The sequence below is a fragment of the Shewanella donghaensis genome (assembly GCF_007567505.1).
Classification (GTDB): Bacteria; Pseudomonadota; Gammaproteobacteria; order Enterobacterales; family Shewanellaceae; genus Shewanella; species Shewanella donghaensis.
In genome coordinates this window covers 3,592,652-3,616,976 of record NZ_CP041783.1, presented here as the reverse complement: position 1 = coordinate 3,616,976, position 24,325 = coordinate 3,592,652, and the positions used below count along the sequence as shown (strand labels likewise).

Sequence of the window (24,325 nt, the reverse complement as noted above, 5' to 3'; positions counted from 1 at the left end):
GGCTGACTAACTGAAATCCCATCACTTCATCGCCGCAATCATTTTCATTGCGGCGCGTTTATCCTCCACGGTGAGTAACAACGTGTAACCTTTGTTCGTTGGTAACATCAATGCCTCGCGCCTTGTAAGCGATATTAGCGCCTTATCCCCGTTCTTAAGAGTAAACCACCCTAATGAGTATCCTGGTAGCCCTATGCCATTTGTACGCCACTGTGGGGCAAATTCAGAGTCAATGCTTACGTCGATGAACTGTGCTTGCTGCCAAAGTACTTCACTAGCGTGTAATTGTTGGCTATAAAGTGGAATTGATAATGTCACTTCAGGGACTTGGGGCGACACGGACGAAGAAGCCTGTTGAGTATCAACTTGGGTTATCGATAATTGGCTATTAGTGGTTTTATATAGTGTCCACAAGAACAACATAAATAAAAATAGAATGATGCCAAAGCTGACATACAAAGCATTACTTGGCAGCTTCTTAAACCAGATAAAAGCACTCAGTGCTAACAACCCCAGCAGCATACCCAAAAAACTGAACACGCCGTTACTGGTCAATCCTGCCAATTCCACTTCAATCATTTTCTATCCACTTATTTTTTGTTCTATGGTTCACATATTTAATGCTCAATCTATATCATACAGCCTACAACACATGACCAATAAAATTTCTGTCGCCTTCAATCATTACACTCACAAAAATGCCATCGTAAATAACAATTCACGATGGCATTATTTTAGTATTTATACTGAATAGCGTTTATAAATCTAACGCCAGAATTTTTGAGTTACGTTGGAAATTGTATAACTTCTTTTTCGCATTAGGCAGTTGCTCAACATCAACAATATTAAAGCCATGTTCCAAGAACCAATGGATACTGCGAGTCGTTAAAGCAAATAACCTTGAGTAACCTCTAACACGCGCCTGACCAATAATGTTATTGAGTAATACACTGCCTCTATCTGCATCACGATAATCTTGATGTACCACTAAGCAGGCAAATTCACCGGCATTATCTTCTTCAAAGGGATATAACGCTGCGCAACCAATGACAAGATTATCGCGTTCAATGAGCATGAATTGCTCAATTTCCATTTCTAACTGTTCACGGGAGCGACGAACCAAAACACCTTGCTCTTCCAATGGACGAATAAGGTTTAACACCCCGCCAATATCACCAATGTTGGCACGTCTTAATCGTTCTGCGCTCTCAGTAACGATTTGAGTGCCGATGCCTTCACGAGAAAACAGCTCTTGCAGTAAAGTGCCATCTTCTAAATAACTCACCAAATGACAACGCGGAATACCGTTACGACAAGCATCAATGCTGGCTTTTAAAAATGCCATGGTGCCGACGCAAGATTTACCTGCTAATGCCATTTCTTCCAAAATGGTTTGCGCGCCATTAGGCATTAGTTCAGCAATAACCTCGCCATCTTCACCTAAAATACCGTGAGTATTACTAAAACCAATTATCTTATCGGCTTTAAGCTTTATCGCCACTTGGGTCGCGACTTCTTCAGCTGTGAGGTTAAAACATTCACCCGTAACGGAAACAGCCATAGGCCCCATTACCACAATACAATTATTATCGAGCTGACGTTCAAGGCCTCGGGTATCAATACGGCGAACTTTACCAGTTAGACAAAAATCAACACCGTCGTCGATGCCTAATGGTTGTGCGATTACAAAATTACCGCTCACAAGATTAATCTGAGCATTTTGCATCGGCGTATTGCCAAGGCTCATAGAAAGTCTAGCTGTGATATCAAATTGCACTGAACCTGCAACTTGCTTAATCACTCTTAAGGAATCTTCGTCAGTAATACGCACACCGTTATGGTAGGTCGGCTCAATCCCTTCACGCTTCAGTGCATGATCAATCTGTGGTCTTGCGCCATAAACCAATACCACTTTAATCCCTAACGAGTGCAGCAAAGCTACATCGTTTAAAATGCCCCTAAATTGATTATGTAGCAAAGCTTCGCCGCCAAGCATGACAACAAAGGTCTTTCCGCGATGGTCGTTTACATATGGTGCTGAATGGCGGAAACCATCAACCAGCTCTGTGGTTCTTAAAGGCACATTAACCCCTAAACAAATAATCAATCAGAAATGTCAGTAATAAACTTACCAACAATATAATTACGCAATAATATTGCATTTAAATTCACTTTAAAAGCATTTTATTGCATTGGTAACACTTTTTTACTTTTAGCATCAAAGATTAAGCGTGAAAAACTTAAAAGGTAGCAGCGCTTTACAAAGATAAGTTTTAACTGCCAGTTATTTAAGGCGGCAATATAGAACCCATAAATGACAATATGAGGACGATAGAGCCTAATAATGGCGCTATAGCTGTAAAGTTTTGATTAAGGATACAAGAAGAAAATCATAACGGATTGAATAGGATGGTGCAGGGATCTGGATTACATTTATTTCAGGCAAAAAAAAGCCCCATATAGGGACTTTTTTAAAAGTAACAAAATCAATTACTTGATTTTAGCTTCTTTATACATAACGTGCTGACGAATAACTGGATCAAATTTCTTGATTTCCATTTTTTCAGGCATGTTACGCTTATTTTTTTCAGTAGTGTAGAAGTGACCAGTTTTAGCACTAGATACTAATTTGATCTTCTCACGATTACCTTTAGATTTAGCCATTTTCTATTATACCTTCTCGCCGCGGGCACGAAGTTCTTTAACAACAACTTCAATACCTTTTTTGTCGATGATACGGATACCTTTAGTAGATACACGTAGTTGCACGAAGCGTTTTTCTTCTTCTAACCAAAAACGGTGGTTTTGTAGGTTAGGTAAAAAACGACGACGAGTCGAATTTTTAGCGTGCGAACGGTTGTTACCAACCATAGGCTTCTTGCCAGTAACTTGGCATACTCTTGACATGTCAATCTTCTCCAAAAACAATTTTAAAACGCTCGAGCATTTATGTGCCTCGTGTGGCCGTCGCCCGAGGCACAAAGAGGGCGCATTTTATACACGATAACAAAACTAAGATCAAGCGTTGTTTAATTTATCCACCCACGTTCAGCAAAAGAAACTATCTCCTGATCGCCTACAACCATATGATCTAAAAGAGAAACATCGATTGTAGATAAGGCTTTTTTTAATCTGTCAGTAATTTGCCGATCTGCCTGACTTGGCTCTGCAATGCCAGACGGGTGATTATGACACACTATGACTGCCGCAGCTTTTTTTTCCAACACCAAGCTTACCACTTCACGTGGATAGACTGATGCTGAATTAATCGTTCCGCGGAATAATTCTACAAATTGTATCACTCTATGTTGGGTATCCAACAATAATAATGCAAACACTTCATAGGATCGGTCTGCCAATTGTCTCATTAAATAGTCCCGAGTTAAATCAGGATTTACCAAAATTTGCCCTCTACGCATATTTTCTTGCGAAATTCGCTTAGAAATCTCCGATGCAGCCTGTAATTGTGCATATTTTACCGGTCCAACACCTGATAATTGGCAAACTTGATCCAATGGCGCGCAAAATAATGCCCTTAATCCACCAAATTGGCTAATCATATCGCGAGCAAGATCCACAGCATTATGTCCGGCGATGCCATTTCTGAGTAAAACGGCTAATAATTCAGCATCAGATAAGTGCCCTGCACCAAGGTGTAATAACTTATCTCTTGGTCCTTCTCCCTCAGGCCAATCTTTAATCGCCATAAACACTCCTTGTTTATTGTCATCCATGAGAGTCCCACACATTATGTTGTGACACTTAGCACTTTATTATGGTCTATATTTTTAAATTCGGATCATCATCCTTAATGCAGTTTGTGATATCTTAGCCGCAATAACGCGATTAGCAGGATGAAGCTAAACATGCTGACAAATAAAAAAGTCCTTCTAGGCATTGGTGGTGGTATTGCTGCCTATAAAAGTGCTGATTTAATACGCCGTCTCAAAGAGCGCGGCGCTGATGTGCGTGTGGTAATGAGCCAAAGCGCAATGCAATTCATTACTCCACTGACGATTCAAGCCCTCTCTGGGCATCCTGTAGCCTCTGACTTGCTCGATCCAGCTGCTGAAGCGGCAATGGGCCATATTGAGCTAGCAAGATGGGCTGACGTGGTTATCGTTGCCCCTGCAACGGCTAATTTAATTGCCCGTATCAATGCAGGCATGGCGGATGAACTGTTAACCACAACGTGTCTTGCGACTGAAGCGCCAATTATTGTTTGCCCGGCAATGAACCAACAGATGTATCGCAACCTCGCAACCCAAGAAAACATTGCCAACATCAAACGTAAAGGCATTACCGTATGGGGACCTGCTAGCGGTGATCAAGCCTGTGGCGAAGTCGGCCCTGGTCGTATGCAAGAACCGTTGCACATTGCAGAGCAATTAGTCGCATTATTTTCTCCTGCAGAGAAACCTTTAGCCGGTTACAAACTTATTCTCACAGCGGGTCCGACCCGAGAAGCCATTGATCCAGTGAGATATATTTCAAACCATAGCTCTGGGAAAATGGGCTTTTCATTAGCCACTGCAGCAACCGAAATGGGCGCTGAAGTGACGTTAGTGAGCGGTCCGGTAAATCTAGCAACACCAACAGGTGTAACGCGGATAGATGTAGAATCAGCTCAAGACATGCTTGATGCGGTGATGGGAAATGTTGAAGGGCAAGATATCTTTATCGGCTGCGCGGCTGTAGCAGATTATCGAATTGCAGAAGTCGCTGAGTCAAAAATCAAAAAGTCAGCTGAAAATATGCAGCTTGCACTCGTACGTAACCCTGATATCTTAGCCAGCGTTTCAGCATTGAAAGAAAGACCTTTTACTATAGGTTTTGCTGCTGAGACCGATAACGTAGAAGAATATGCACGCGGTAAGCTTGAGCGTAAAAAGTTGGACTTAATTGCTGCGAACGACGTATCAATTGAAGGGCTTGGATTTAACGCCGATGCCAATGCACTGCAAGTGTTCTGGAAAGACGGGAATGAACAACTACCCGCCACAGACAAGCTGACACTGGCAAAACAATTACTCACCTTGATAGCGGCAAGAATTAAAACATCATGAAAACACCCGTAGAACTTAAACTACTCGACTCACGCATTGGCAGTGAGTTTCCATTACCCGCTTATGCTACCCCAGGTAGTGCAGGTATGGATTTACGCGCCATGATTGATACCACTATGGTCATTGAGCCAGGTGAAACAGTATTAATTCCTACTGGCATCGCTGTCCATGTGGCCGATCCAAGCTTAGCTGCGGTAATTTTACCGCGCTCAGGTCTTGGTCATAAGCATGGCATTGTATTAGGCAATTTGGTCGGTTTAATTGACTCTGATTATCAAGGACCTTTAATGGTCTCTTGCTGGAATCGCAGTAATGAAGCTTACACTATTGAAATTGGCGATCGTTTAGCACAGTTAGTTTTTGTCCCTGTTGTTCAGGCACAGTTTACCTTAGTTGATGAGTTTGATACCTCAGAACGTGGTGAAGGCGGATTTGGTCATTCAGGCACCAAATAACCTTTACAAGTAGTCACAATCCTAGGAATAAAAAATGGCGACAAGCCCAAAAATAAATCGTCGTGAGCACATTTTACAGTGCCTTGCGCACATGCTGGAAACCAGCCCTGGCCAACGTATTACCACTGCTAAATTGGCAGCGGAAGTGGGTGTTTCTGAAGCGGCGTTATATCGCCACTTCCCAAGTAAAGCAAGAATGTTTGAAGGTTTAATCGAGTTTATCGAAGATGCGATATTATCGCGCTTAAACATCATTATGGATGACGAGAAAGACACCATGAAACGTTGCGAGTTAGTACTGCAACTTATACTGGTATTCTCAGAACGTAATCCAGGTATTTCACGCGTATTGAATGGTGATGCCCTGCTCGGTGAAAATGAACGCCTTCGCAGTCGGATTAGCGCATTATTTGCTAAGATTGAAACCCAGCTAAAACAAATTCTTCGTGAGAAAACCTTACGTGAAGGACAAGGCTTTAATCTTGACGAAGCCATCCTAGCTAACCTGCTACTTGCTGTAGCCGAAGGCAGAATCGCCCAATTTGTACGTAGTGAATTCAAACAAAAGCCAACCGAACACTTCGATGAACAGTGGCAGTTTATTCAGCAGCAATTGCTAAGAAGTTAATCAAATTTTAAAACGCACCAAGGTGCGTTTTTTATTATTTTTAATTGTATAAATTGCCCAAATATCGTACTTTATGATGACAAATTACAACTAATCGATAGAAGTCGATAGATTTACCCAAAAATATACAAGGATGTTTATGAAATGCACTGCCGTTCTTGTCGGTTGCTTACTGACTTTCACTCCCCAATTTGTTAATGCTACTTCGTTATCCCACTCTGACCTCTTTAGTCGAGGCGCTGAATATACCGATGTCAAAATTTCACCTGAAGGCGAGTATCTCAGTGCCTTAACGACCCATGATGGTAAAAAAACGTTAATTATTTTAGAAACCGAATCCCTAAAAATGATCAATGCACTTAAATTTCCAGGCAATGCTGAAGTCGGAAATTATGAATGGGTTAGCGAAGATAGAATTGTATTACAAAAGGTATATTTAAAAGGGTGGAGTGATGTACCACAATATTATGGCGAACTCATGGCCATCAATGCTGATGGTTCAAGACAGAAGTACTTATTTGGTTATAACAGTGGCGAGCAGCAAACAGGTTCATTAATTAAAAAGAACACGGCTATCCGAGCCACAGCATATATCTTAGACCCGTTACCCGAAGATGATAAGTACATGTTAGTGAATGCCATACCTTGGGGCAGTGCTGCCTCATTAGGAAATGATAGTTTGCAACACGTATATAGAGTCAATATCAAAAGCGGAGTCAGAAGAAAAGTCACAACATCACCCATTGGTAATCCTAGATTCCTAACTAATAATGAGGGTGAAGTAAAATTCGTTGCCGGTTTGAACAAGAAAAACAAATTGCAAACATTCTACCGACAAGATGGTGATTGGGTTAATACCAATGATCTTAATATCAACTTAACTGATTTTAATCCGATTTCATTTGCTGACAAACCTAATACTATTTATGCCGCCGCGCGAGAAAATAATCAAACAGCAAGTATCTATAAAATTAACTTGATCAGCGGGGGCAAAGAAAAAATCATTCAAGATGAAAATGTGGATCCTAGTAACTTGTGGATTAACAAAAAATCTAAGCAACTTTATGCTGTAGAATTTGATAGCGGCTACCCATCATACGCATTCGTCGATCAAAAAGATGGTCATACTAAGTTACTCAAACAACTCATTGCATCCCTTCCTGGTCATCAAGTACAAATCATTAGTGAAACGACTGATGCGAATCTATTTGTCGTTAAAGCTTTTAACGATAGGAACCCAGGCGATTATTACCTTTTTGATGCTGAAAAAGTCAAACTGGTATATCTAGCATCTGAAAAAAGTTGGTTGGACCCTGAGATTATGGCTGAGGTCAAACCAATAAGTTTCACCAGTCGTGATGGAAAAGTTATTTCCGGCTATCTCACCTTACCTGAAGGTAAAGAGTCAAAGAGTCTCCCTCTCATTGTTAACCCTCATGGTGGTCCACACTATATTCGTGACAGGTGGGTATTTGATCCACAAAACCAATTACTTGCTAGCCAAGGCTTTGCTGTCCTGCAAGTTAACTTCCGAGGCTCTGGTGGCTACGGTGAGCAATTCCAAAAAGATGGTTATCAAAAGTGGGGAACTGATGTTCAATACGATATTATTGATGGCACCAAATATGTAATTGAACAAGGCTTTGCTGATAAGGATAGAATCTGTATTGTTGGTGGCAGCTTTGGTGGCTATAGTGCACTTCAAAGTGCCATTATTGAACCTGACTTGTTTAAATGTGCGATTGGTTTTGCTGGTGTATACGATTTAGAAATGATGTTTGAAGAAGGCGACATACAGCAATCTAGAAGTGGTACTGCCTATTTAAAACAAGTGCTTGGAGAGAGTAGCCAACAACTCAAAGCTATGTCACCCGCCTTTAATACCGATAAGCTCAAAGCCAGCTTACTACTGGTTCATGGCGGCAATGATGAGCGCGCCCCCATTGAACAATTAGAATCATTAGAAAAAGATTTAAATAAACACAAACACCCCTATGAAAAACTGATCATGGACGATGAAGGACATGGTTTTTATAACGATACCCATAGAGCCAAGTACTACGATAAAATGCTGAGTTTTTTGAAAGAGAATCTTAAGCTGTAATACTGCTCAGTAAACCTATTATATAGCTGGTACTTTAACTAAAAGTATCGGCTTTTCTATTTTCAGCGACGTGACGAAATCACCTCAAAAGAGCCTATCTTAGACTTACTTATAATCAAAGCGAATAATCCCTTCCCCCTCCGATACAACTCATGTAAATAGAAAAAACCTATTTATCAGATAAATAAGTCAACAATTTAACATTGATAAAATCTATATTAGATCCTCGTGAATATTGACAGAATTAGTAAACCGCACTAGGTTACTTATTGTGCAAATTAGTTTTGTTTTGCAATTTATGTTCTTTTGAAATGATGCTTCACTGTATTCATCCTCAACAATTTGCTTATTATTCATTTAGAAATGGAGTTTAAAATGAAGCCAATTTTATCGTTAGTATTTTTAGCTACTTTAAGTACATCTGCAATTGCAACAACTGCGACTGAAGTACAAGCACCTGCAGCAGCTCAACAAAATCATACCATCTCAAATATCCAATATTCCCCGAGCGGGAAGTTTGTTAGCCAAGTTGTCACTAAAGATAATAAGAAAGTATTGATCGTACTGGACGCTGCTGATAAGTCATTTGTACATGTGATTAATTTTAAAGCTAATGAGCAGATAGGAAATTATGCATGGGCAAACGATTTCCGTCTTGTTTTTGAAAAGGTTTATACAAAGGATTGGAGTGATACACCTTTCTATTACGGCCAACTTTATGCAATAAATGCTGATGGAACAAATTCAGTAGCGTTAATTGGATACAACACAGATGTCGACATTAATACCAAAGTGAAAATGCACTCAAGAGTCCGTAGCAGCGAACCATTGCAGGCGACGTCATTTATTCTTGATCCACTGGTCAATAATGAAGACAAGATTTTAGTTCGCAGCATACCTTGGGGAAATGCTGATAAAGTGGATTTTACTAAGTCACAAGATATCTATGAAATCGATATCTATAAAGGGCTTAGAAAAAAAATCATGACTGTTGAGCCTACTACACCACTTGCAATTGTTGAAGCAAGCGATGGCCAATTCAATATTTCTAAAAGCAATATTACCAACCTTACCGATTACCAAATCTCGAAAAGTATTGCTGTTGTTGTAACAACACCAGCTAATCCAAGATTTATTCAAAACGGTAAGTCATTTACTGCTAATAACAGCCAAGATTAGTGAGTAAAAAAGCACGGTGAGCATGTATATAGAATTAAATTCACTGTGTTATTAATCCATTTCAAAACTTAGTTTCAATTGCTTAACGCAACAAAAGCCGATACCTGACTAAAAAGGTCGGCTTTTTTTATGTCAGTAATATTAATTTGACCTAAATCACGTTATTATCCCGTCCCTAGTCTTTTTGGCACCTTATTCAGCGTTAAAAGTACCAAGAAGATTTATAGCATACACTCAATTAAGTAATCGTGATTACCCCTGTGGATGGAGGATAAGATGGCACTAAGTGAAGCCGCGTTAAAAGTTCAAGCAGCACTTACTGAGCAAGGGCTTGAAACACCTATGTTGCCTCAAAATCGCACACCAGAAGAGCGTAAAGAGAAAATTGAGCATCACATGAAAGAAGTCCTGACATTAATGTCGTTGGATTTATCAGACGATAGCTTAATGGACACACCACGCCGCATTGCAAAAATGTATGTTGATGAGATTTTCTCAGGGCTTGATTATCAAAACTTCCCTAAAATCACTGTCATCGATAACAAGATGGGCGTTGATGAAATGGTGCGAGTGCAAGATATCAGCCTCACCAGTACCTGTGAGCACCATTTAGTGACTATTGATGGTTTTGCCACTGTCGCTTATTTACCGCGCACCAAAATTATCGGTTTATCGAAGATTAACCGCATAGTGCGATTTTTCGCTCAACGTCCACAAGTGCAAGAAAGACTGACTCAGCAAGTGTTAGTCGCATTACAAACCTTGCTTGAAACCAAAGATGTTGCGGTAAAAATGGATGCGGTACATTACTGCGTAAAATCCCGTGGCGTAATGGACTCAACCAGTTCAACCACCACGACAGCTTTAGGTGGGGTGTTCAAATCAAATCCTGCTACCCGCGCTGAGTTTTTACATCAGTCAAAGTGCTAATTAAATACTATTGATTAGAAGATGGTAATTGCACAAGCAGACACAAAAAAGCCAGACATCATGTCTGGCTTTTGCTTTTCTAGCTTATCTAACAAAGCGGATTAAATACCGTATTGCTCGCGATAAGCGCTAACCGAGGCTAATTCAGTTTCCATTCCTGACTTCTCAGAAAGGTAGTTAATCAAATCACCCAGTTTGATGATTGAAACTATCGCGCAGCCAAAGTCACGTTCAACTTCTTGAATTGCAGATAACTCGCCTTGGCCTTTTTCTTGTCTATCTAAGGCAATCAATACGCCTGCAAGGCTTGCATCATGTGCAGCAATGATTTCCATTGATTCACGAATTGCGGTGCCCGCAGTAATCACGTCATCAACTAACATCACTTTGCCTGTCAGTTCGCTACCCACTAATGAACCGCCTTCGCCGTGTTCTTTCTTTTCTTTACGGTTAAAGCAGTAAGGTACATCTCTGTCGTGATGATCACATAAGGCTACAACTGTCGTTGTAGCAATAGGAATGCCTTTATAAGCAGGACCGAACACTAAATCGTAATCGATACCAGAATCAACTAATGCAGCAGCATAAAAGCGACCAAGACGTGCTAAATCACGACCCGTATTGAATAAACCCGCATTAAAAAAGTATGGGCTTGTACGGCCTGATTTCAGGGTAAACTCACCAAATCGTAATACCTGACGCTCAAGAGCAAATTCAATAAACTCACGTTGATATGCTTTCACATTATCTCCTTAACACTGTTATCTTTTTTGTAGGATACATTTTAAAAAAGGGCCCGTATGGGCCCTTAATTCAAATCAATTTTTAGCTTAACGCTGCTTTCTGAATGTCCACGATTTCGCGGATGCCGTGCTTGGCTAACTCAAGTAAGCTTAATAGCTCTTCGTGGCTGAACGGTTCGCCTTCGGCAGTACCTTGGATCTCAATCATCTTACCGGTTTCTGTCATCACTACGTTCATGTCAGTTTCAGCAGCGCTATCTTCGATATATTCTAAATCGCAGATTGGCTCACCTTTATAGATACCAACACTAACAGCAGCAATAAGGAACTTAAGTGGGTTAGTTTTTAAAATACCTTTGCCACGAGCCCAGTTCAGCGCGTCAACTAATGCAACACAAGCACCAGTAATAGCAGCAGTACGTGTACCGCCGTCAGCTTGAATAACGTCACAATCGATAACGATAGTGTTTTCACCCAGTGCTTTCATATCAACAGCAGCACGTAAAGAGCGACCGATTAAACGTTGGATTTCTTGAGTACGACCAGATTGCTTACCACGAGCAGCTTCACGTTGCATACGGCTATGGGTCGAACGCGGTAGCATACCGTATTCAGCAGTTACCCAACCTTGGCCTTGGCCTTTAAGAAAACGTGGTACGCCTTCTTCAAAGCTCGCAGTACATAAAACTTTTGTGTCACCAAATTCAACCAACACCGAACCTTCAGCGTGAGCTGTAAATTGACGAGTAATCGTAACTGGACGAGATTGTGCAGGTGTTCTGTCGCTTGGACGCATATGAATTTCCTATTATGTGAATTCGATGACTAAAGTTCTAAGTAAATAGCTGTTTTAAGCCAATAGCCGTTTTAAGCCAATAGCTTTGTGCACATAAATTTCGTGCATATTTGGGAGCACATTATAGTGACTTGTTTGAATTGATGCCACGCTAAACAAAACCCTTATTGGTTTTTTATTAACAAAACGGCACACTGAGGGATTAAATACCCTCTAAATGATGTGAAACATATGAAAATTGCCATCTTTGGTGCAGGTTCAACAGGATGTTACTTAGCAGGTGAGCTCAAGCTCGCCAATCTTGATGTCAGTATTATTTGTCGGCCAAGGATCAAAACCAGCATTACTGATAATGGCGGTATTCGCCTCACTGATTATCAAGGTTTAGAGCAACGGGTCATGCCTGACGCACTCATTACCGATGTAAATGAACTCAGTTGCCTAAATGATGTTGAGAAAGGCTCTAATCACAGCAGTCCAATTTTCGAGGTTATTTTTGTCACGCTAAAATGTCATCAATTACCGAATATCATCGATGACTTACTGGCTATTTCAGATGAAAATAGTGCCATTATTTTAATGCAAAATGGTATCGGCAGCCTTGAGATTTTTGAGCAAGCATTAGCTAAAACCAAAGCCACAAGACAAGTCTATCAAGGCATCACCACTTTTAATGTACTGCAACAAGATAACGCCACTTTCCATAAAGGCACTGAAGGCGGATTTATATTCGAATCTTGCCCGCAAACTAAAGCTATTGAAACAGCCATTGAAGCAGCTTTTGTCACTAACACGGACACAGCTACCAGTAATACTGGAACTAATATCAGCTGCACCCTAGCAAGCGATATGACCACTATCATTAACGGCAAGTTACTCCTCAACCTCAACAATGCATTGAACGCCATCTGTGACGTACCAATCAAACAGCAGTTCACTCAGCGTAAGACCAGAAAGCTGCTAGCAATGGCGATGAAAGAATGGCTCAACGTTTGTAAACAAGCAAAGCACCCCTTAGCCCAATTTACCAAAGTAAAACCCGCCTTGTTGCCACTGATACTCTCAATGCCTGATATTTTATTTACGATATTAGCAAAGCAGATGCTAGCGATAGACCCTCATGCACGCTCATCAATGTGGCAAGACATTCAAGCAAAGCGGCCAACTGAAGTTGATTTCCTCAATGGCGCAGTGGTTAAACTGGGGCTAAAACATCAAGTGGCAACGCCAGTAAACAGCGCAATAGTCGAAGGGATAAAACAACTAGAACAAGGCGAGACAGTCAGCATCGATGACATTTACCGCATGATTCGAGCTTAGTTAGCGCTAGCACTAATATAAGTACTTTTATTTAAACCAGCGCTAATACTCGCTCTAACATTAGTACTAACCACAGACAAAAAAGCCGAGTGAGTTACTGCATCCAGTAATTCACTCGGCTTTTTCAGTTTTTAAATGTCTTAAAACAGTCTGACTAAATCTACTTAGTCTTTTTAATCTACTTAGTCTTTTTAATCATCGGCAAAACTAACAACGCCACGCCCACCACTAAAAACGGAATACTCAATAACTGCCCTGCACTCATTGTCCACTCAGTAGCGTAAGCAGCCTGCTTAACCTTGACCATTTCGATGGCCCAACGTGCACTGAATACACTACACAAGAACAAGCCAAAGATAACACCGTGCTTTTCTTTAAGGTTAGTGAATTTATACACCGCGTATAAGGCTATAAAGATAACAAGGTAGCTAAATGCTTCATATAATTGCGCCGGATGACGAGGCAACATATCAATACGTTCAAAAATAATGCCCCATGGCTTAGTCGTCGGTAAGCCCAAAATTTCTGAGTTAGCAAAGTTAGCCATACGCACAAAGAAACCAAATATCGCTGTAGCAATGGCTAAGCGGTCAAGTAAAAACAAGAACGGCATATCGGTTTTACGCTTGTAATAATACAGCGCTAAAATGGCACCTAAACCGCCACCATGGCTGGCAAGTCCACCTTCCCAAATCGCCAAAATCTTCAGCGGGTTGGCAAAATAGTAACTCGGATCGTAAAAGAAGCAATGGGCTAAACGTGCGCCGACAATGATGCCCACCACACAATAAATAAGTAAGTTATCTAAAGACTCAACATCTAAGCCTTCTTTTTTGTACATGCGCTTCATGACCTGAAAACCACTACCAATAGCCAACGCAAACAAAGCACCGTACCAATGTACTTTAAGACCCATAAATGAAATTAATACTGGGTCGAGATTCCACACAAAATGGTCCAATTGACTACTCCAAAATTTAAAAACGGCTACGGCCAACAGGCACAAGCAAATAACTGAGGCTTACTATAAACAATTCATCAGCTTAATTCGATGACAATGGTTACACTGACAGGTTATTTTCATTAACTGCAAAGCATCGATTTCTATATATCTGTAGCTTGTGACCCATAAACGCGGCTTAAGTTGCAAAAATAGCGCAAAACCGACGGTATAAGCTTTTGTAAACTTTGACCTTCACAACCAGCAGACTATAATCGACACACTATTACGCTGCTAATTAATCAGGGTTCACAATGATCCAAAGTATGACCGCCTACGCTCGTATCGAGCACAAAGCCGATTGGGGCACTGCCTCGTGGGAACTTCGCTCAGTCAATCAACGTTACTTGGAAACCTACTTACGGTTACCAGAACAAATGCGAAGCCTAGAGCCAGTATTGCGTGATCGCCTACGTAAGCGATTAAACCGCGGCAAGGTTGAGGTCAACTTACGTTATGAACTTTCTGAGTCTGGCAGCAGTGAAATGCGCCTAAACCAAGACTTAGCCAAGCAACTACTTAATGCTGCTGATTGGTTAAAGAAAGAATCTAGCCATGGCGAACTAAACTTAGCAGACATTCTACGCTGGCCTGGTGTTATGGCTGGTGCCGAGCAAGACATGGGCGACATCAACAAAGACTTATTAGTCGCTTTTGATGGCGCAGTAGCGCAATTTATCGAAGCCCGTGGCCGTGAAGGCGAAGCAATCAATACCATGCTACAAACCCGCTTAGACCAAATTGTTGAGCAAGTTGCAGTAGTGCGTGAGCACATGCCAGCCATCATGCAATGGCAACGTGACAAGCTAACCAACCGTTTAGCAGAAATCACTGGCGAACTTGATCCAGCGCGTATGGAGCAAGAAATGGTGCTACTTGCACAAAAGATGGATGTAGCTGAAGAAATGGATCGCCTTGACGCACACGTTGCAGAAACGCGCTTAATCCTCAAAAAAGGTGGCGCACAAGGCCGCCGCTTAGATTTCATGATGCAAGAATTCAACCGTGAGTCTAACACCCTAGCCTCTAAATCAATCAGTGCAGAAGTCACTGCTGCTGCGGTAGAACTTAAAGTATTGATCGAGCAAATGCGCGAACAAATTCAAAACGTTGAGTAATGAGTTTATTTACACTCTGACGCTAACAAAGCCCAGCTAAATGCTGGGCTTTTTAATTTTGATACATCAACCTAAAAGCTTTTACCAAGTTTCATCAAGCTCAGCATACAGCTGAAGCTCACCTGTAATATCATTCCAGTGTTTAACCTCTTTAAGGTATTCCGCTTTAGTCAGTTTAAACTTAAAGTGTTCTTCGTAAGGTAGCCTGATTTCACTTTCAAGCTTTGTTGGTTCGCCTGAAAATTCAAATAACCAATATAGCCGTTCATCTGTACTGGCTTTACCCGTTAGTTGTTCGTCAATGCTATGCCTTGGCATCAGCTTTACATTTGCTACACGGTAAAGGTATTTGCCTACCTGAACCGAATCACAATCTTCATTACGAACCGTTACGATAAGATACCGAATCTCCCGAATGATATTACGATGAATATTCTGACGATTGGTTCCTAGCAATTGAGTGTGGTACCCCTGTAACTTTCCTTGTCTCGCATGCTCTAAATATTGTTCTGCACGGCTTATCTCATTAAGCGGTGCCACCATAGTCAAACCCATATGGCGAATCGCATTTTGCCCATAAGGAGAGATTCGAGCAGCATCTTCAACAAAGTAATAATCATGACTACGAACGGGAGACTCATCTGAAATCACACCTAGTTTCTGCTCAAGATAATCTTGCAACCATAGCCGGTGACTTTGCTGGTCTGCATTACTAGGCAATAAAGCAAACGCGCCGATACCAACTTGTTCAATGGCATCTTGATAGGGGTTATTGCAGTTAGTTTGATCACAAAATCCGGGATATAAAGCAAAGGCTCCCATTACGGGACGGCTCTTAATTGGCGCTTCATTTGTTATTTTCTGCTGATGAATAATTGCATCTCGATAACGGTGCATCTGATTAATGGCATCTTCAGGTACTGCGTCTTTATCATTAATTTGAGCATTATCGATACGGTATTTAGCATCAAATATAATGAAAAACGATTCCTGATTTTTCAGTGTTACTTGCAACACAATATCAGGGCGTTGATTTGCCAGCCAAGTGCGATTTTCAGCCTCGTGATTAGGGGAAAAGGTAGGTTCATGTGCAAGCTTTATCACCACCCCATCACTGCGATAATATTCAAAAGCCGCCGCCATACCATTTTTGCTAAAGTGTTTTTCAAACTGCACTTGCTTTAACTGAGCTAGCTCTCGTTTTTGCTCTTTAAAGCCAAGGCTTTTGATTACCTCCATGACCTCAACAAAGCACCAAATTTCATATAGCTCTGCCACTGACTTAATGGAAATATCAGCATGCCCCCCCGCCTTATTAAGGTAGAATTTTAATTGTTGCCATACTTTGTAAACCTTGGCGTAACCGTTACCTTGTTGCAGCACCTTAGAGTCACTATTTAGCCCACTAAAACTTCCAACTTCTCGCCAGAGTTGTTGCTTCGTCATCTTGCTAAATACTCTTTGCCAAGTTTTTAGCTTATCGATAAAAGAATCTGATACCTTTGCCTGTTCTTTAGCATCAATCTCAATGATAAAGCCTTTCAAAGTATCATTAATCCGATTGATCACCATTTTAATAAAACGGTTTTCAGGAGTGTCTATATGGAGCTTTTTATAACTAACACTAATACGTGGGTTAGCAATGCCACTCTCAATGAGTTGTAGTGCCTTTTCAATTTGTCTTGGCTTTTGCTGCTTACTAATGCGATCTAGCTTTTGCTGCTTAGTAAATGACTGCAATCGGTTGTGAGGGGAATTAATTATCTGCTTAACGCCACGCTCTAATTCCGCCACTAACCTTTCAAATTGGGCTAACCAAAACAGTTCAAACTTGTCAGTGTTTCTGCTTGATTTAGTGACCTGTTGAGTGGTTTTACTAATTAAACTGTAGCGCCATAGTGGGTAAACTTTATCAATGGCTAGATTAATAAGGTTAAGGTCTTGCTCCATCACCATCTTAGTCGCAAAAATATTAAAATTAATATTAGCCGAGCAAAGCTTGCCATCAATTTGATATTCAACTTTAAAACCACAACGGCCAACATCATTACCAAAATTGAGCGCAGCTTGAAGCACATTGCCTTTGCGGTTTAAGTGGAAAGCCCCCTCAATTAATCGATGCTTATGATTTACAATCGCAGAGTTTTTAGTAACCGCTGGCTCAAACTCAATTTCAAACCAGTATTGGCGATTTTCAAAAAAGAACGGACTATCTAAAGGCAACCCATCATCAAATGTGGCCGTAACATCATCCGCCAAGACTGCAATAACATCCCCTGATGGCAATGCAACACTGCGCTGCGAATAAGTATGTGCCAGTTTTTTTAATGGACTCGCGATATCATCGCAACTTACATAAACAATAAAGTCTGGATGATTAAGCTTGATGGTCGCGCGTTTACGGTTTGTCATTGCTTCGACTATTCCTACTACGCTGTTATGGCCAGAATGAAGTAAAACCGCTATCTAACTTAGTTTGCATACTCTCAAGTTTAATCTTTGAGCGACACTTAACTTTAATCACACTATCATCTGAGCCTATAGATTGACGCAGTAAGTCGACACGATCTTTTTCCCAAATACTTTCAAGCTCATTGGCTATCACGTCTTTAAGACTTTGAAGTAATGCCTCACCTTTAAGCGTCTGTAATTTATCTTCATCACCTTCGATACGAGGCAGCACTTTACACATCAAAAAGTCATCAAAAACTGCCGCTAACTGTTCATCATTTTCAGGAGCAAAACTAATCACTGATAAACACAGTTCGTTAAAGGCGCGAAATGCCAATTCAAAAGGCGTACCTTGCAGTACGGCATTAATGGTCTTAAAGAAAGCGGTAGTCTTTTGGGCTTTGGGGTCGGCCGCTACCGATGAAAACTGCTCAAATTTAGCTTGGCTATATGTTGGGTAACTGAGTCTTTTCGGTTCAAATTTAGCCTCAAAAAACTCATCAATGTTATTCGGGAAAAACTCACCAAAATCGAACGTCAGCGCACGGTCAATCACTTTGCGAGAGAAACCATGGGTGGTTTCATCCATATTCACAGTGCCAGCAACAATTAAATTAAATGGAATGCTAATGCCGTGAGCTAAGAAGTAGTCCCAAATATCCTTATCTCTATCTTTGCTGAGATCAAAACCTAGGTCTTTCGCTAACAGGGTTGAAGGTTTCTCACTTTCGTCACTAGTTTTGCCGAAAGCATCAGCATCTAGAGAGCTAAATACCTCTCCTTTTATAAGCGGATCACACTCATAAACATAACTTAACTCAGATTCTTTTAATTTTTCCGGTGCATTCCAGCAGCGCGTTTCCAATACCGATAAATAATCTGCAAAGTATTGTTCAACAGGTGCAAGGTTCATCTCATCTAAACACAGCCAAAAAGGACGAATTTTAGCTAATTCATGGCCGCGCCAGTCGAGCGCTACTCCGTTGCTGTCTCGTTCAATTTTTTCAATAATTTCGCACCAAGCTTTCACAATAAAGCGCAACACATCGGTGGCAACATACTGAGGTTTAACACCTAACCTCGAAACATAACCGAGTAAATCGCTGGGTTCGTGCCAATCAGGACGCACCGAGGTCAAACAATAGGTTTCAGTTAAAGAGCCAGTGGCTTTGGCTTGCTCACGCACAAAGCGAGTTTTACCAGTACCAGAAATACCAGCGAGGAGTAGGAAGGGTTTCGGTAACTTATTAGTTAAAAGCTCCTTTTCTAGACAAGATAACAAAGTAAACTCATTATCTTTTTTAAGGACCTGATACTGCGGGAAATGTGCTTGCAGAAAAAGCTTTAAACTTTCAAAACTCAGTCCTTTCCTCTCATCGCCATACCACTGCGTACTTACATAAATATAACTAGACCCTAGAACTAAAGGTTTAGTGAAAAAGCGTAAAGTGTTAGCTTCGCCTGTTGATAAATCATTCTCTTGAAGCAGTGTCTCTGAAAGCATGAAAACTTTTGGTAGAAAAGGTAGATCTACCTTATTGTCAATTCCTTTTGGGCACATTATCGCTTCTATGTCAGCTAAATGCTCACCAAAAAGAATTGAGAACACTTGATATGCAAAATCTCTAATCTTGGTAAGTGTTATCTTCTCTCTTTTAGCTGGACTCACGATTGAAATATTAGAAGAAGGTGTATATTGAGCTATAAGCACAGCTAAACGTGCAATCGCTTTATCTATTGAATCTAAAGATAAATCGATACTATTATCATTAAAATCTGTTTCTTGCTCATCATTTGCCCAGCTAATAATCTTAGACAACGTTGTAAAGCATGGTTTTGTTTGCACTGTAATCATCGAGTTAAGGACTAGATCTTGAAAATACTGAGACCCAGCGTCTCGCCAATCCTTCTCCACATAACTAGTCAAACCTGAGAAATGAGCTAAATTGCTCTTAATATCATTCAAACCTTGCACAAGTGAAGATAAAGAGACTGTAAACTCTTTAACTCCTCCTCTCGCTCCACTGTTCCTAAAGTTAATAAACCCTCCTTCAGTACCGAGCTCACACGCAAACTTCGAAGATAATTCTGTCGACTTTAAATATGTATTGAAATCTTTCAATTAATTACTCCATTAATTTCTTAACTTGACATGCTAAAGCATGAATCACAGGTACAGAGACACTATTTCCAAACTGCTTATAAGCTTGAGTTTTTGATGCGCTAAATACAAACTCTTCAGGAAAACCTTGCAGCCTAGCGGCTTCTCTTGGACTAATTTTTCTAGGGTTCTTCCCTTCTTGAGCTAACAAGATTTCACTACCATCTTTATAGTAACGTGCGGAAATTGTATTAGTGTATTCACTCTCTGGTGTTACAAGACCATAGCCAAAGCCTTTACCTTTAGCTTTGTTTTCGGTCTTTCTGCGTTGATGTCCTGCCCATAATCGATCAGATATGGTCAATTTTTCACAAGGTTCTTCTTCTAGAATATCCGCAACTCTCGTCGTTACATTTAACGCTTTAGGGTATTCAAATTTCTCAATTAGTCCATCTTTCCATAACACGATATAAATACGCTGCCTATTTTGTGGCACACCAAAATCAACAGATTTCATAACCATTTTTTTGGCTTCTGTTTGAATCTGTTTAGCTGTTCCATTTTCAATTAACTCTTTAGAAATATTACAGCTGTACCCAATATCAGTGAGTGTTTTAAGAATAACCTTTAAGGTATGCCCTTTATCGTGACTGACTAGACCTTTTACATTTTCTAACATTGCAAATTTTGGCTGCTTCTCTTCAATAATACGTGCAATATTATGAAACAACGTACCTCGAGTATCTTCGATACCTAACTTTAGCCCTGCATGCGAGAATGGTTGACAAGGGAATCCTGCTAACAACAAATCGTGTTCAGGAATATGTGTTGGGTTTATTGAGGTAATATCGCCAAATGGAAACTCACCATGATTATTGCTATAGGTAGCTTGAGCATGTTTATCAAACTCTGATGAGAATACACATGCTCCACCATTATTTTGAAAGCCCAAACGTACGCCACCAATCCCAGCGAATAAATCGATAAACTTAAAGCCGCTATCCTTGGAAGGTTTCAATGCTAAGTGTCCAAAAACTGCCTCATAAAAGCTTTCTCGGTCAATAAATAATTCATGCGCTTTTAGTAGATTGATGACTTCAGCTTTGAGGTCATCTGCGGACTTTAAATCTTGATTACAAAAAAACTGACTATCCGTAGCGATAGCGTGCACCCACTGGTCAACAACGGCCTCAACTTCTGTACCATCAGGCACATGCGGCATGGCTATTGGTTTTATCAGATTTTCCGCTTGCTGAAGTACGTTTGGTTTACTATTCATTATTCACTACTATTAAAAAATTATTGATGTGGTTACTCTAAACATCGCATATTATCAACTGCTGATAATTGAGCAAAGTGAGTTCGCCTGATTACTGATAAACCGACTATATTTAGCTTTCTATCCGTCGGCAATTGATCCTACTGAAGACTCTCCTCCATTGACAGCCTTTTAGCTCTTTCACTTAATCCATTCAGAATCGACTCTTTAATATGCTCAGGAAAATCATCTGGTAACTTGGCTGTGACTCGATGAATCACCCCCTCCACTGAATCTGCGACCTCTTGCAAAATGTCAGTCATGATTTTGGGATCAAATCCTACTGCCTTAGCTGTCTGGATAAAGTGCCTGGGGAATATCTTATCTGCCGCATACTTTTTACCTTTAGTCGCTTTAAGCCCCATAGCTAATTTGGCATCGCGAATATTTAATCCTTGCCCACCTATTGCTGGATATATGGATAAAATATCGTAAAAAGGGGTTAGCCTGTAACCGCCGCCAGCATCAATGAACAAGGAAAAGTTTTTAGCGTGCCCGTCTGTTGCTGCTAACAACCAAAACAGCACTTGGGATTTCATAAAATCGTATCTATCTTGTGTGGCATTGGTTGAGCCCAATAAGTAATTCATTATTTGTTCAATACCCGGTCCACCATGGCTTTCGTATTTTTTAGCCGATGGGACATTCAATGTTTGACAAAAATCCTCTTGGGGTAAGCGCATAATCCATTGTTTGTCTGATGATAGTTTGCGGTCAAAACGTGCTACTACTAGCGCTTTCATATCGCCCACTTTTAGTATTGAGCATTGCGGCACAGCTAAACCAAACTCCCTGACTATCATCATGCTCAGGTATTCATTTTCAACACTGTTTGTCATATCAATGGTGTGTGAATGGCTTTGTATTTTGCCAATAGGTAATTTAATAATGTGTGTTGTTGGTGTGGCTTTAATCGGTAGGCGCCAAGCATTTATTTGTGCATTATCTAAGTTCAACAGCGCGGTTTTTTCTTGCGCGCCTGCAATGGATATTCGAAAGTCATCTTCACCTGTTAGCATGCCTAGCGGAATATTTGAAAGATAGCCTCGTAAGACTTTTTCCAATGCACTGCTGGATAACGGTTTAGATTCAATGTTCTTAACATCCAAGGGGAGTTGACCATGGGGCACAAATTGTAACGCGCCGACACTGTCTTGCCCCACTTTGGCTAATAAATCGAATGCTTGGGTAGATTGTGCATTGTGCCGAGCAACAATTCTGTTTCTGACCTCAATATTATCTGGCAGAAGGTTGTCGAAAAAGTTGTATACTTCATCGCCTTTATAGCTTTGCACTCGTAACGGCATAGACAATGAAATAGGGCGACTATCCGCTGTATTTAACCATTGCGCAGCATACTTAAAGACATGCGAACCGCTAGAAGATTTAGTGAACTCTCCAATCAAATACCCATTCATATAAACATCAAGCGTGGCCATTACCATTCCTCTTTCCACTGTACTTCAGCAGCCTTGACGTCATCACCCATTCGCTGACTTTCCGGATCTGAACCTCTCACCTTGATGTCGAGTTCGAGGTTTAATGCAGATAAGATTTTAAATAAGGTTTCTACTTTGGTTGAATCAGGGTTTTGCTCAAAGCTTGAAACGGTATCTTGGCGGATACCCACGCTACTGGCCACTTTAGTTTGAGGCAATTTCATATTCAGCCGTGTATCTTTGAGAAATGCGCTAAGTTGCTTTGAGTTTGTTACCTTCATATTTTTATACCTATAAAACCTGCATACAAGTTACTTTACACGCTAAAGCAGGTAAATCAAGTTTTACACGCTATAGGCGTTAAATCTATTTTAACACGCTACAACAGGTAAAGCTTAATCTACAGAGTTTTTAATTGCCTTGTACCTTGCATCTCGTAGTGACAATCCCATAGGTAATACCCCTTCGGTTAAATGTCATTAAGTGATACTTCATTAGCTGGTACTTCAAAAAACTCTAGCTTCTTTAAGTGCATTTTGTTGTTAATAAAAAATGCTAATACAAAAATATCGAAGATAAAAACCACTGGTCAAAGCTGACTTAATCTATAGCTATGATAAAGTGTGCGCTCAATCTAAATATGCACTCATTAATCGTTTTTTAAGAAGGTTTTGTGGAACAACTGACTATCGTCATTGATTTTTTAGCAACCTATAAGTTGTTTGTTACTGTATTAATCATCCTATTACTGTCGATGCTTAAACGCTTTGTGGTATCTAAAATTCGTGGTGATATCGCTTTTGTGAGCGAAGGGCAACGTAAATGGATGTCGCGCACTAAAAATGGCACTTTCATCTTAATCGTAATGATTTTGTTTTTACTGTGGCAGACAGAAATCAATAAATTTGCCCTGTCGGTAACTGCTATTGCTATTGCGTTTGTGGTGGCATCAAAAGAAATCATCTTGTGTTTTACCGGCTCAATTCAGCGCGCTAGTTCGCGCTCATTTGTGATTGGCGATTGGATTGAAGTAGGTAAGCTGTGCGGCGAGGTGATTGAACATAATTTAATGGCGACGGTGATTCAAGAAATTGACTTGCACCATGGCCAGTACCATTACACCGGTAAAACGGTCACCTTCCCTAATAGTATGTTCTTTAGTTATGCGGTGAAAAACCTCAACTTCATGAAGCGTTATGTTTACCATAGCTTTAATATTACAGTAGTCGAGTTTGTAAACCTGTATCCGCTATTCCCCGATTTAGTTGAAAAGATTGAAGCCCACTGTGAAGACTTTTTAGAAGTGGCGACGCGCTATAACAATATTATCGAGAGGCATGCTGGCGTGGACTTACCTGGGCCTGAGCCACACATTCATATCCATAGTGGCCCTGCGGGTGAGCAAATGGTGCATATAATGATTTTTTGCCCCACTGAACGGGCAACCCATTTAGAGCAACACATTAGAGAAGACTTTATGATTGCTTATGAAGAAGCGTTTAGCAAAAAGGGCAAACATAAAAATATCGATACCATTAGCCATTAGCCTAAAAGACATAAAATAATCAAGATATAACTTAAAACTCTTATTAAATACTCACCATTAACTCGCCTCATTCTTGAATGAGGCTCAGTCTTTTTCCTTGCCAAACTCACTCATTAGCCCTTCACACTAAA

At 40.5% G+C, this 24,325-nt stretch carries 22 protein-coding genes; 9 read left to right on the top strand and 13 right to left on the bottom strand.

The window, feature by feature from the left end; all coding sequences use genetic code 11:
• Positions 1–21: 21 nt before the first annotated feature.
• From FPK91_RS15625 to radC, 5 genes are all read right to left on the bottom strand, one after another.
• Positions 22–579 carry a PH domain-containing protein gene (locus FPK91_RS15625; protein ID WP_144212180.1) on the bottom strand — a complete coding sequence of 186 codons (558 nt, stop codon included), beginning with the start codon at positions 577–579 and terminating at the stop codon, positions 22–24.
• Positions 580–757: 178 nt separating this feature from the next.
• Positions 758–2,083, bottom strand: a complete 1,326-nt coding sequence (gene argA / locus FPK91_RS15620) for an amino-acid N-acetyltransferase (protein WP_144212178.1) — start codon at positions 2,081–2,083, stop codon at positions 758–760.
• A gap of 407 nt (positions 2,084–2,490) precedes the next feature.
• Positions 2,491–2,664, bottom strand: coding sequence for a 50S ribosomal protein L33 (gene rpmG / locus FPK91_RS15615; protein WP_011494790.1), 174 nt, complete (start codon positions 2,662–2,664; stop codon positions 2,491–2,493).
• A 6-nt stretch (positions 2,665–2,670) separates the two neighbouring features.
• A complete protein-coding gene (gene rpmB / locus FPK91_RS15610) occupies positions 2,671–2,907 on the bottom strand; it encodes a 50S ribosomal protein L28 (protein ID WP_055025225.1) in 237 nt (78 codons plus the stop codon).
• A 122-nt stretch (positions 2,908–3,029) separates the two neighbouring features.
• Entirely contained in the window at positions 3,030–3,707 is a 678-nt protein-coding gene (radC, locus tag FPK91_RS15605; protein ID WP_144214474.1) for a RadC family protein, read from the bottom strand.
• Between the two features lie 159 nt (positions 3,708–3,866).
• On the opposite strand from radC, the gene coaBC reads away from it, so the two are divergent.
• From coaBC to folE, 6 genes are all read left to right on the top strand, one after another.
• Positions 3,867–5,066, top strand: a complete 1,200-nt coding sequence (gene coaBC, locus FPK91_RS15600; RefSeq protein ID WP_405127316.1) for a bifunctional phosphopantothenoylcysteine decarboxylase/phosphopantothenate--cysteine ligase CoaBC — start codon at positions 3,867–3,869, stop codon at positions 5,064–5,066.
• The gene (gene dut / locus FPK91_RS15595; protein ID WP_144212174.1) at positions 5,063–5,521 is read left to right on the top strand and encodes a dUTP diphosphatase; all 459 of its coding nucleotides are present in this window, start codon (positions 5,063–5,065) and stop codon (positions 5,519–5,521) included. Before coaBC ends, dut begins: the two co-directional genes overlap by 4 nt.
• A gap of 34 nt (positions 5,522–5,555) precedes the next feature.
• Positions 5,556–6,149: a nucleoid occlusion factor SlmA gene (gene slmA, locus FPK91_RS15590; RefSeq protein WP_144212172.1), complete on the top strand. Its 594-nt coding sequence runs from the start codon at positions 5,556–5,558 to the stop codon at positions 6,147–6,149.
• Positions 6,150–6,288: 139 nt separating this feature from the next.
• Positions 6,289–8,253 (top strand): alpha/beta hydrolase family protein, encoded by a 1,965-nt coding sequence (locus FPK91_RS15585; RefSeq protein WP_227006590.1) that lies wholly within the window; start codon positions 6,289–6,291, stop codon positions 8,251–8,253.
• Positions 8,254–8,628: 375 nt separating this feature from the next.
• A complete protein-coding gene (locus FPK91_RS15580; RefSeq protein ID WP_144212169.1) occupies positions 8,629–9,432 on the top strand; it encodes a hypothetical protein in 804 nt (267 codons plus the stop codon).
• 276 nt (positions 9,433–9,708) lie between these two features.
• Positions 9,709–10,362 (top strand): GTP cyclohydrolase I FolE, encoded by a 654-nt coding sequence (folE, locus tag FPK91_RS15575; RefSeq protein WP_144212167.1) that lies wholly within the window; start codon positions 9,709–9,711, stop codon positions 10,360–10,362.
• A gap of 101 nt (positions 10,363–10,463) precedes the next feature.
• On the opposite strand, the gene pyrE is transcribed toward folE, so the two are convergent.
• Both pyrE and rph read right to left on the bottom strand, forming a co-directional pair.
• The gene (gene pyrE, locus FPK91_RS15570; RefSeq protein ID WP_144212165.1) at positions 10,464–11,105 is read right to left on the bottom strand and encodes an orotate phosphoribosyltransferase; all 642 of its coding nucleotides are present in this window, start codon (positions 11,103–11,105) and stop codon (positions 10,464–10,466) included.
• A gap of 82 nt (positions 11,106–11,187) precedes the next feature.
• The gene (gene rph / locus FPK91_RS15565; protein WP_102440192.1) at positions 11,188–11,901 is read right to left on the bottom strand and encodes a ribonuclease PH; all 714 of its coding nucleotides are present in this window, start codon (positions 11,899–11,901) and stop codon (positions 11,188–11,190) included.
• A gap of 231 nt (positions 11,902–12,132) precedes the next feature.
• Here rph and FPK91_RS15560 point away from each other — a divergent pair, with 231 nt between their 5' ends.
• Entirely contained in the window at positions 12,133–13,221 is a 1,089-nt protein-coding gene (locus FPK91_RS15560) for a 2-dehydropantoate 2-reductase (RefSeq protein ID WP_144212163.1), read from the top strand.
• Positions 13,222–13,399: 178 nt separating this feature from the next.
• On the opposite strand, the gene lgt is transcribed toward FPK91_RS15560, so the two are convergent.
• Positions 13,400–14,182 carry a prolipoprotein diacylglyceryl transferase gene (lgt, locus tag FPK91_RS15555; RefSeq protein ID WP_144212161.1) on the bottom strand — a complete coding sequence of 261 codons (783 nt, stop codon included), beginning with the start codon at positions 14,180–14,182 and terminating at the stop codon, positions 13,400–13,402.
• A gap of 293 nt (positions 14,183–14,475) precedes the next feature.
• Here lgt and FPK91_RS15550 point away from each other — a divergent pair, with 293 nt between their 5' ends.
• Positions 14,476–15,339 (top strand): YicC/YloC family endoribonuclease, encoded by an 864-nt coding sequence (locus FPK91_RS15550; RefSeq protein ID WP_144212159.1) that lies wholly within the window; start codon positions 14,476–14,478, stop codon positions 15,337–15,339.
• Positions 15,340–15,420: 81 nt separating this feature from the next.
• Here the strand turns inward: FPK91_RS15550 and FPK91_RS15545 are convergent, their stop codons facing one another.
• The 5 genes from FPK91_RS15545 to FPK91_RS15525 form a co-directional block, all read right to left on the bottom strand.
• Positions 15,421–17,751 carry a DUF2357 domain-containing protein gene (locus FPK91_RS15545; protein WP_144212158.1) on the bottom strand — a complete coding sequence of 777 codons (2,331 nt, stop codon included), beginning with the start codon at positions 17,749–17,751 and terminating at the stop codon, positions 15,421–15,423.
• Positions 17,752–17,776: 25 nt separating this feature from the next.
• Positions 17,777–19,912: an McrB family protein gene (locus FPK91_RS21135; RefSeq protein ID WP_227006589.1), complete on the bottom strand. Its 2,136-nt coding sequence runs from the start codon at positions 19,910–19,912 to the stop codon at positions 17,777–17,779.
• Between the two features lie 4 nt (positions 19,913–19,916).
• Positions 19,917–21,170 (bottom strand): DNA cytosine methyltransferase, encoded by a 1,254-nt coding sequence (locus tag FPK91_RS15535; RefSeq protein ID WP_144212157.1) that lies wholly within the window; start codon positions 21,168–21,170, stop codon positions 19,917–19,919.
• A 140-nt stretch (positions 21,171–21,310) separates the two neighbouring features.
• Positions 21,311–22,648 (bottom strand): type II toxin-antitoxin system HipA family toxin, encoded by a 1,338-nt coding sequence (locus tag FPK91_RS15530; RefSeq protein ID WP_144212156.1) that lies wholly within the window; start codon positions 22,646–22,648, stop codon positions 21,311–21,313.
• Positions 22,648–22,872 (bottom strand): helix-turn-helix domain-containing protein, encoded by a 225-nt coding sequence (locus tag FPK91_RS15525; RefSeq protein ID WP_264371765.1) that lies wholly within the window; start codon positions 22,870–22,872, stop codon positions 22,648–22,650. The genes FPK91_RS15530 and FPK91_RS15525 overlap by 1 nt, the downstream gene beginning before the upstream one ends.
• 449 nt (positions 22,873–23,321) lie before the next feature.
• Here FPK91_RS15525 and FPK91_RS15520 point away from each other — a divergent pair, with 449 nt between their 5' ends.
• Positions 23,322–24,194 (top strand): mechanosensitive ion channel family protein, encoded by an 873-nt coding sequence (locus FPK91_RS15520; protein ID WP_144212154.1) that lies wholly within the window; start codon positions 23,322–23,324, stop codon positions 24,192–24,194.
• The last annotated feature ends 131 nt before the right edge of the window (positions 24,195–24,325 follow it).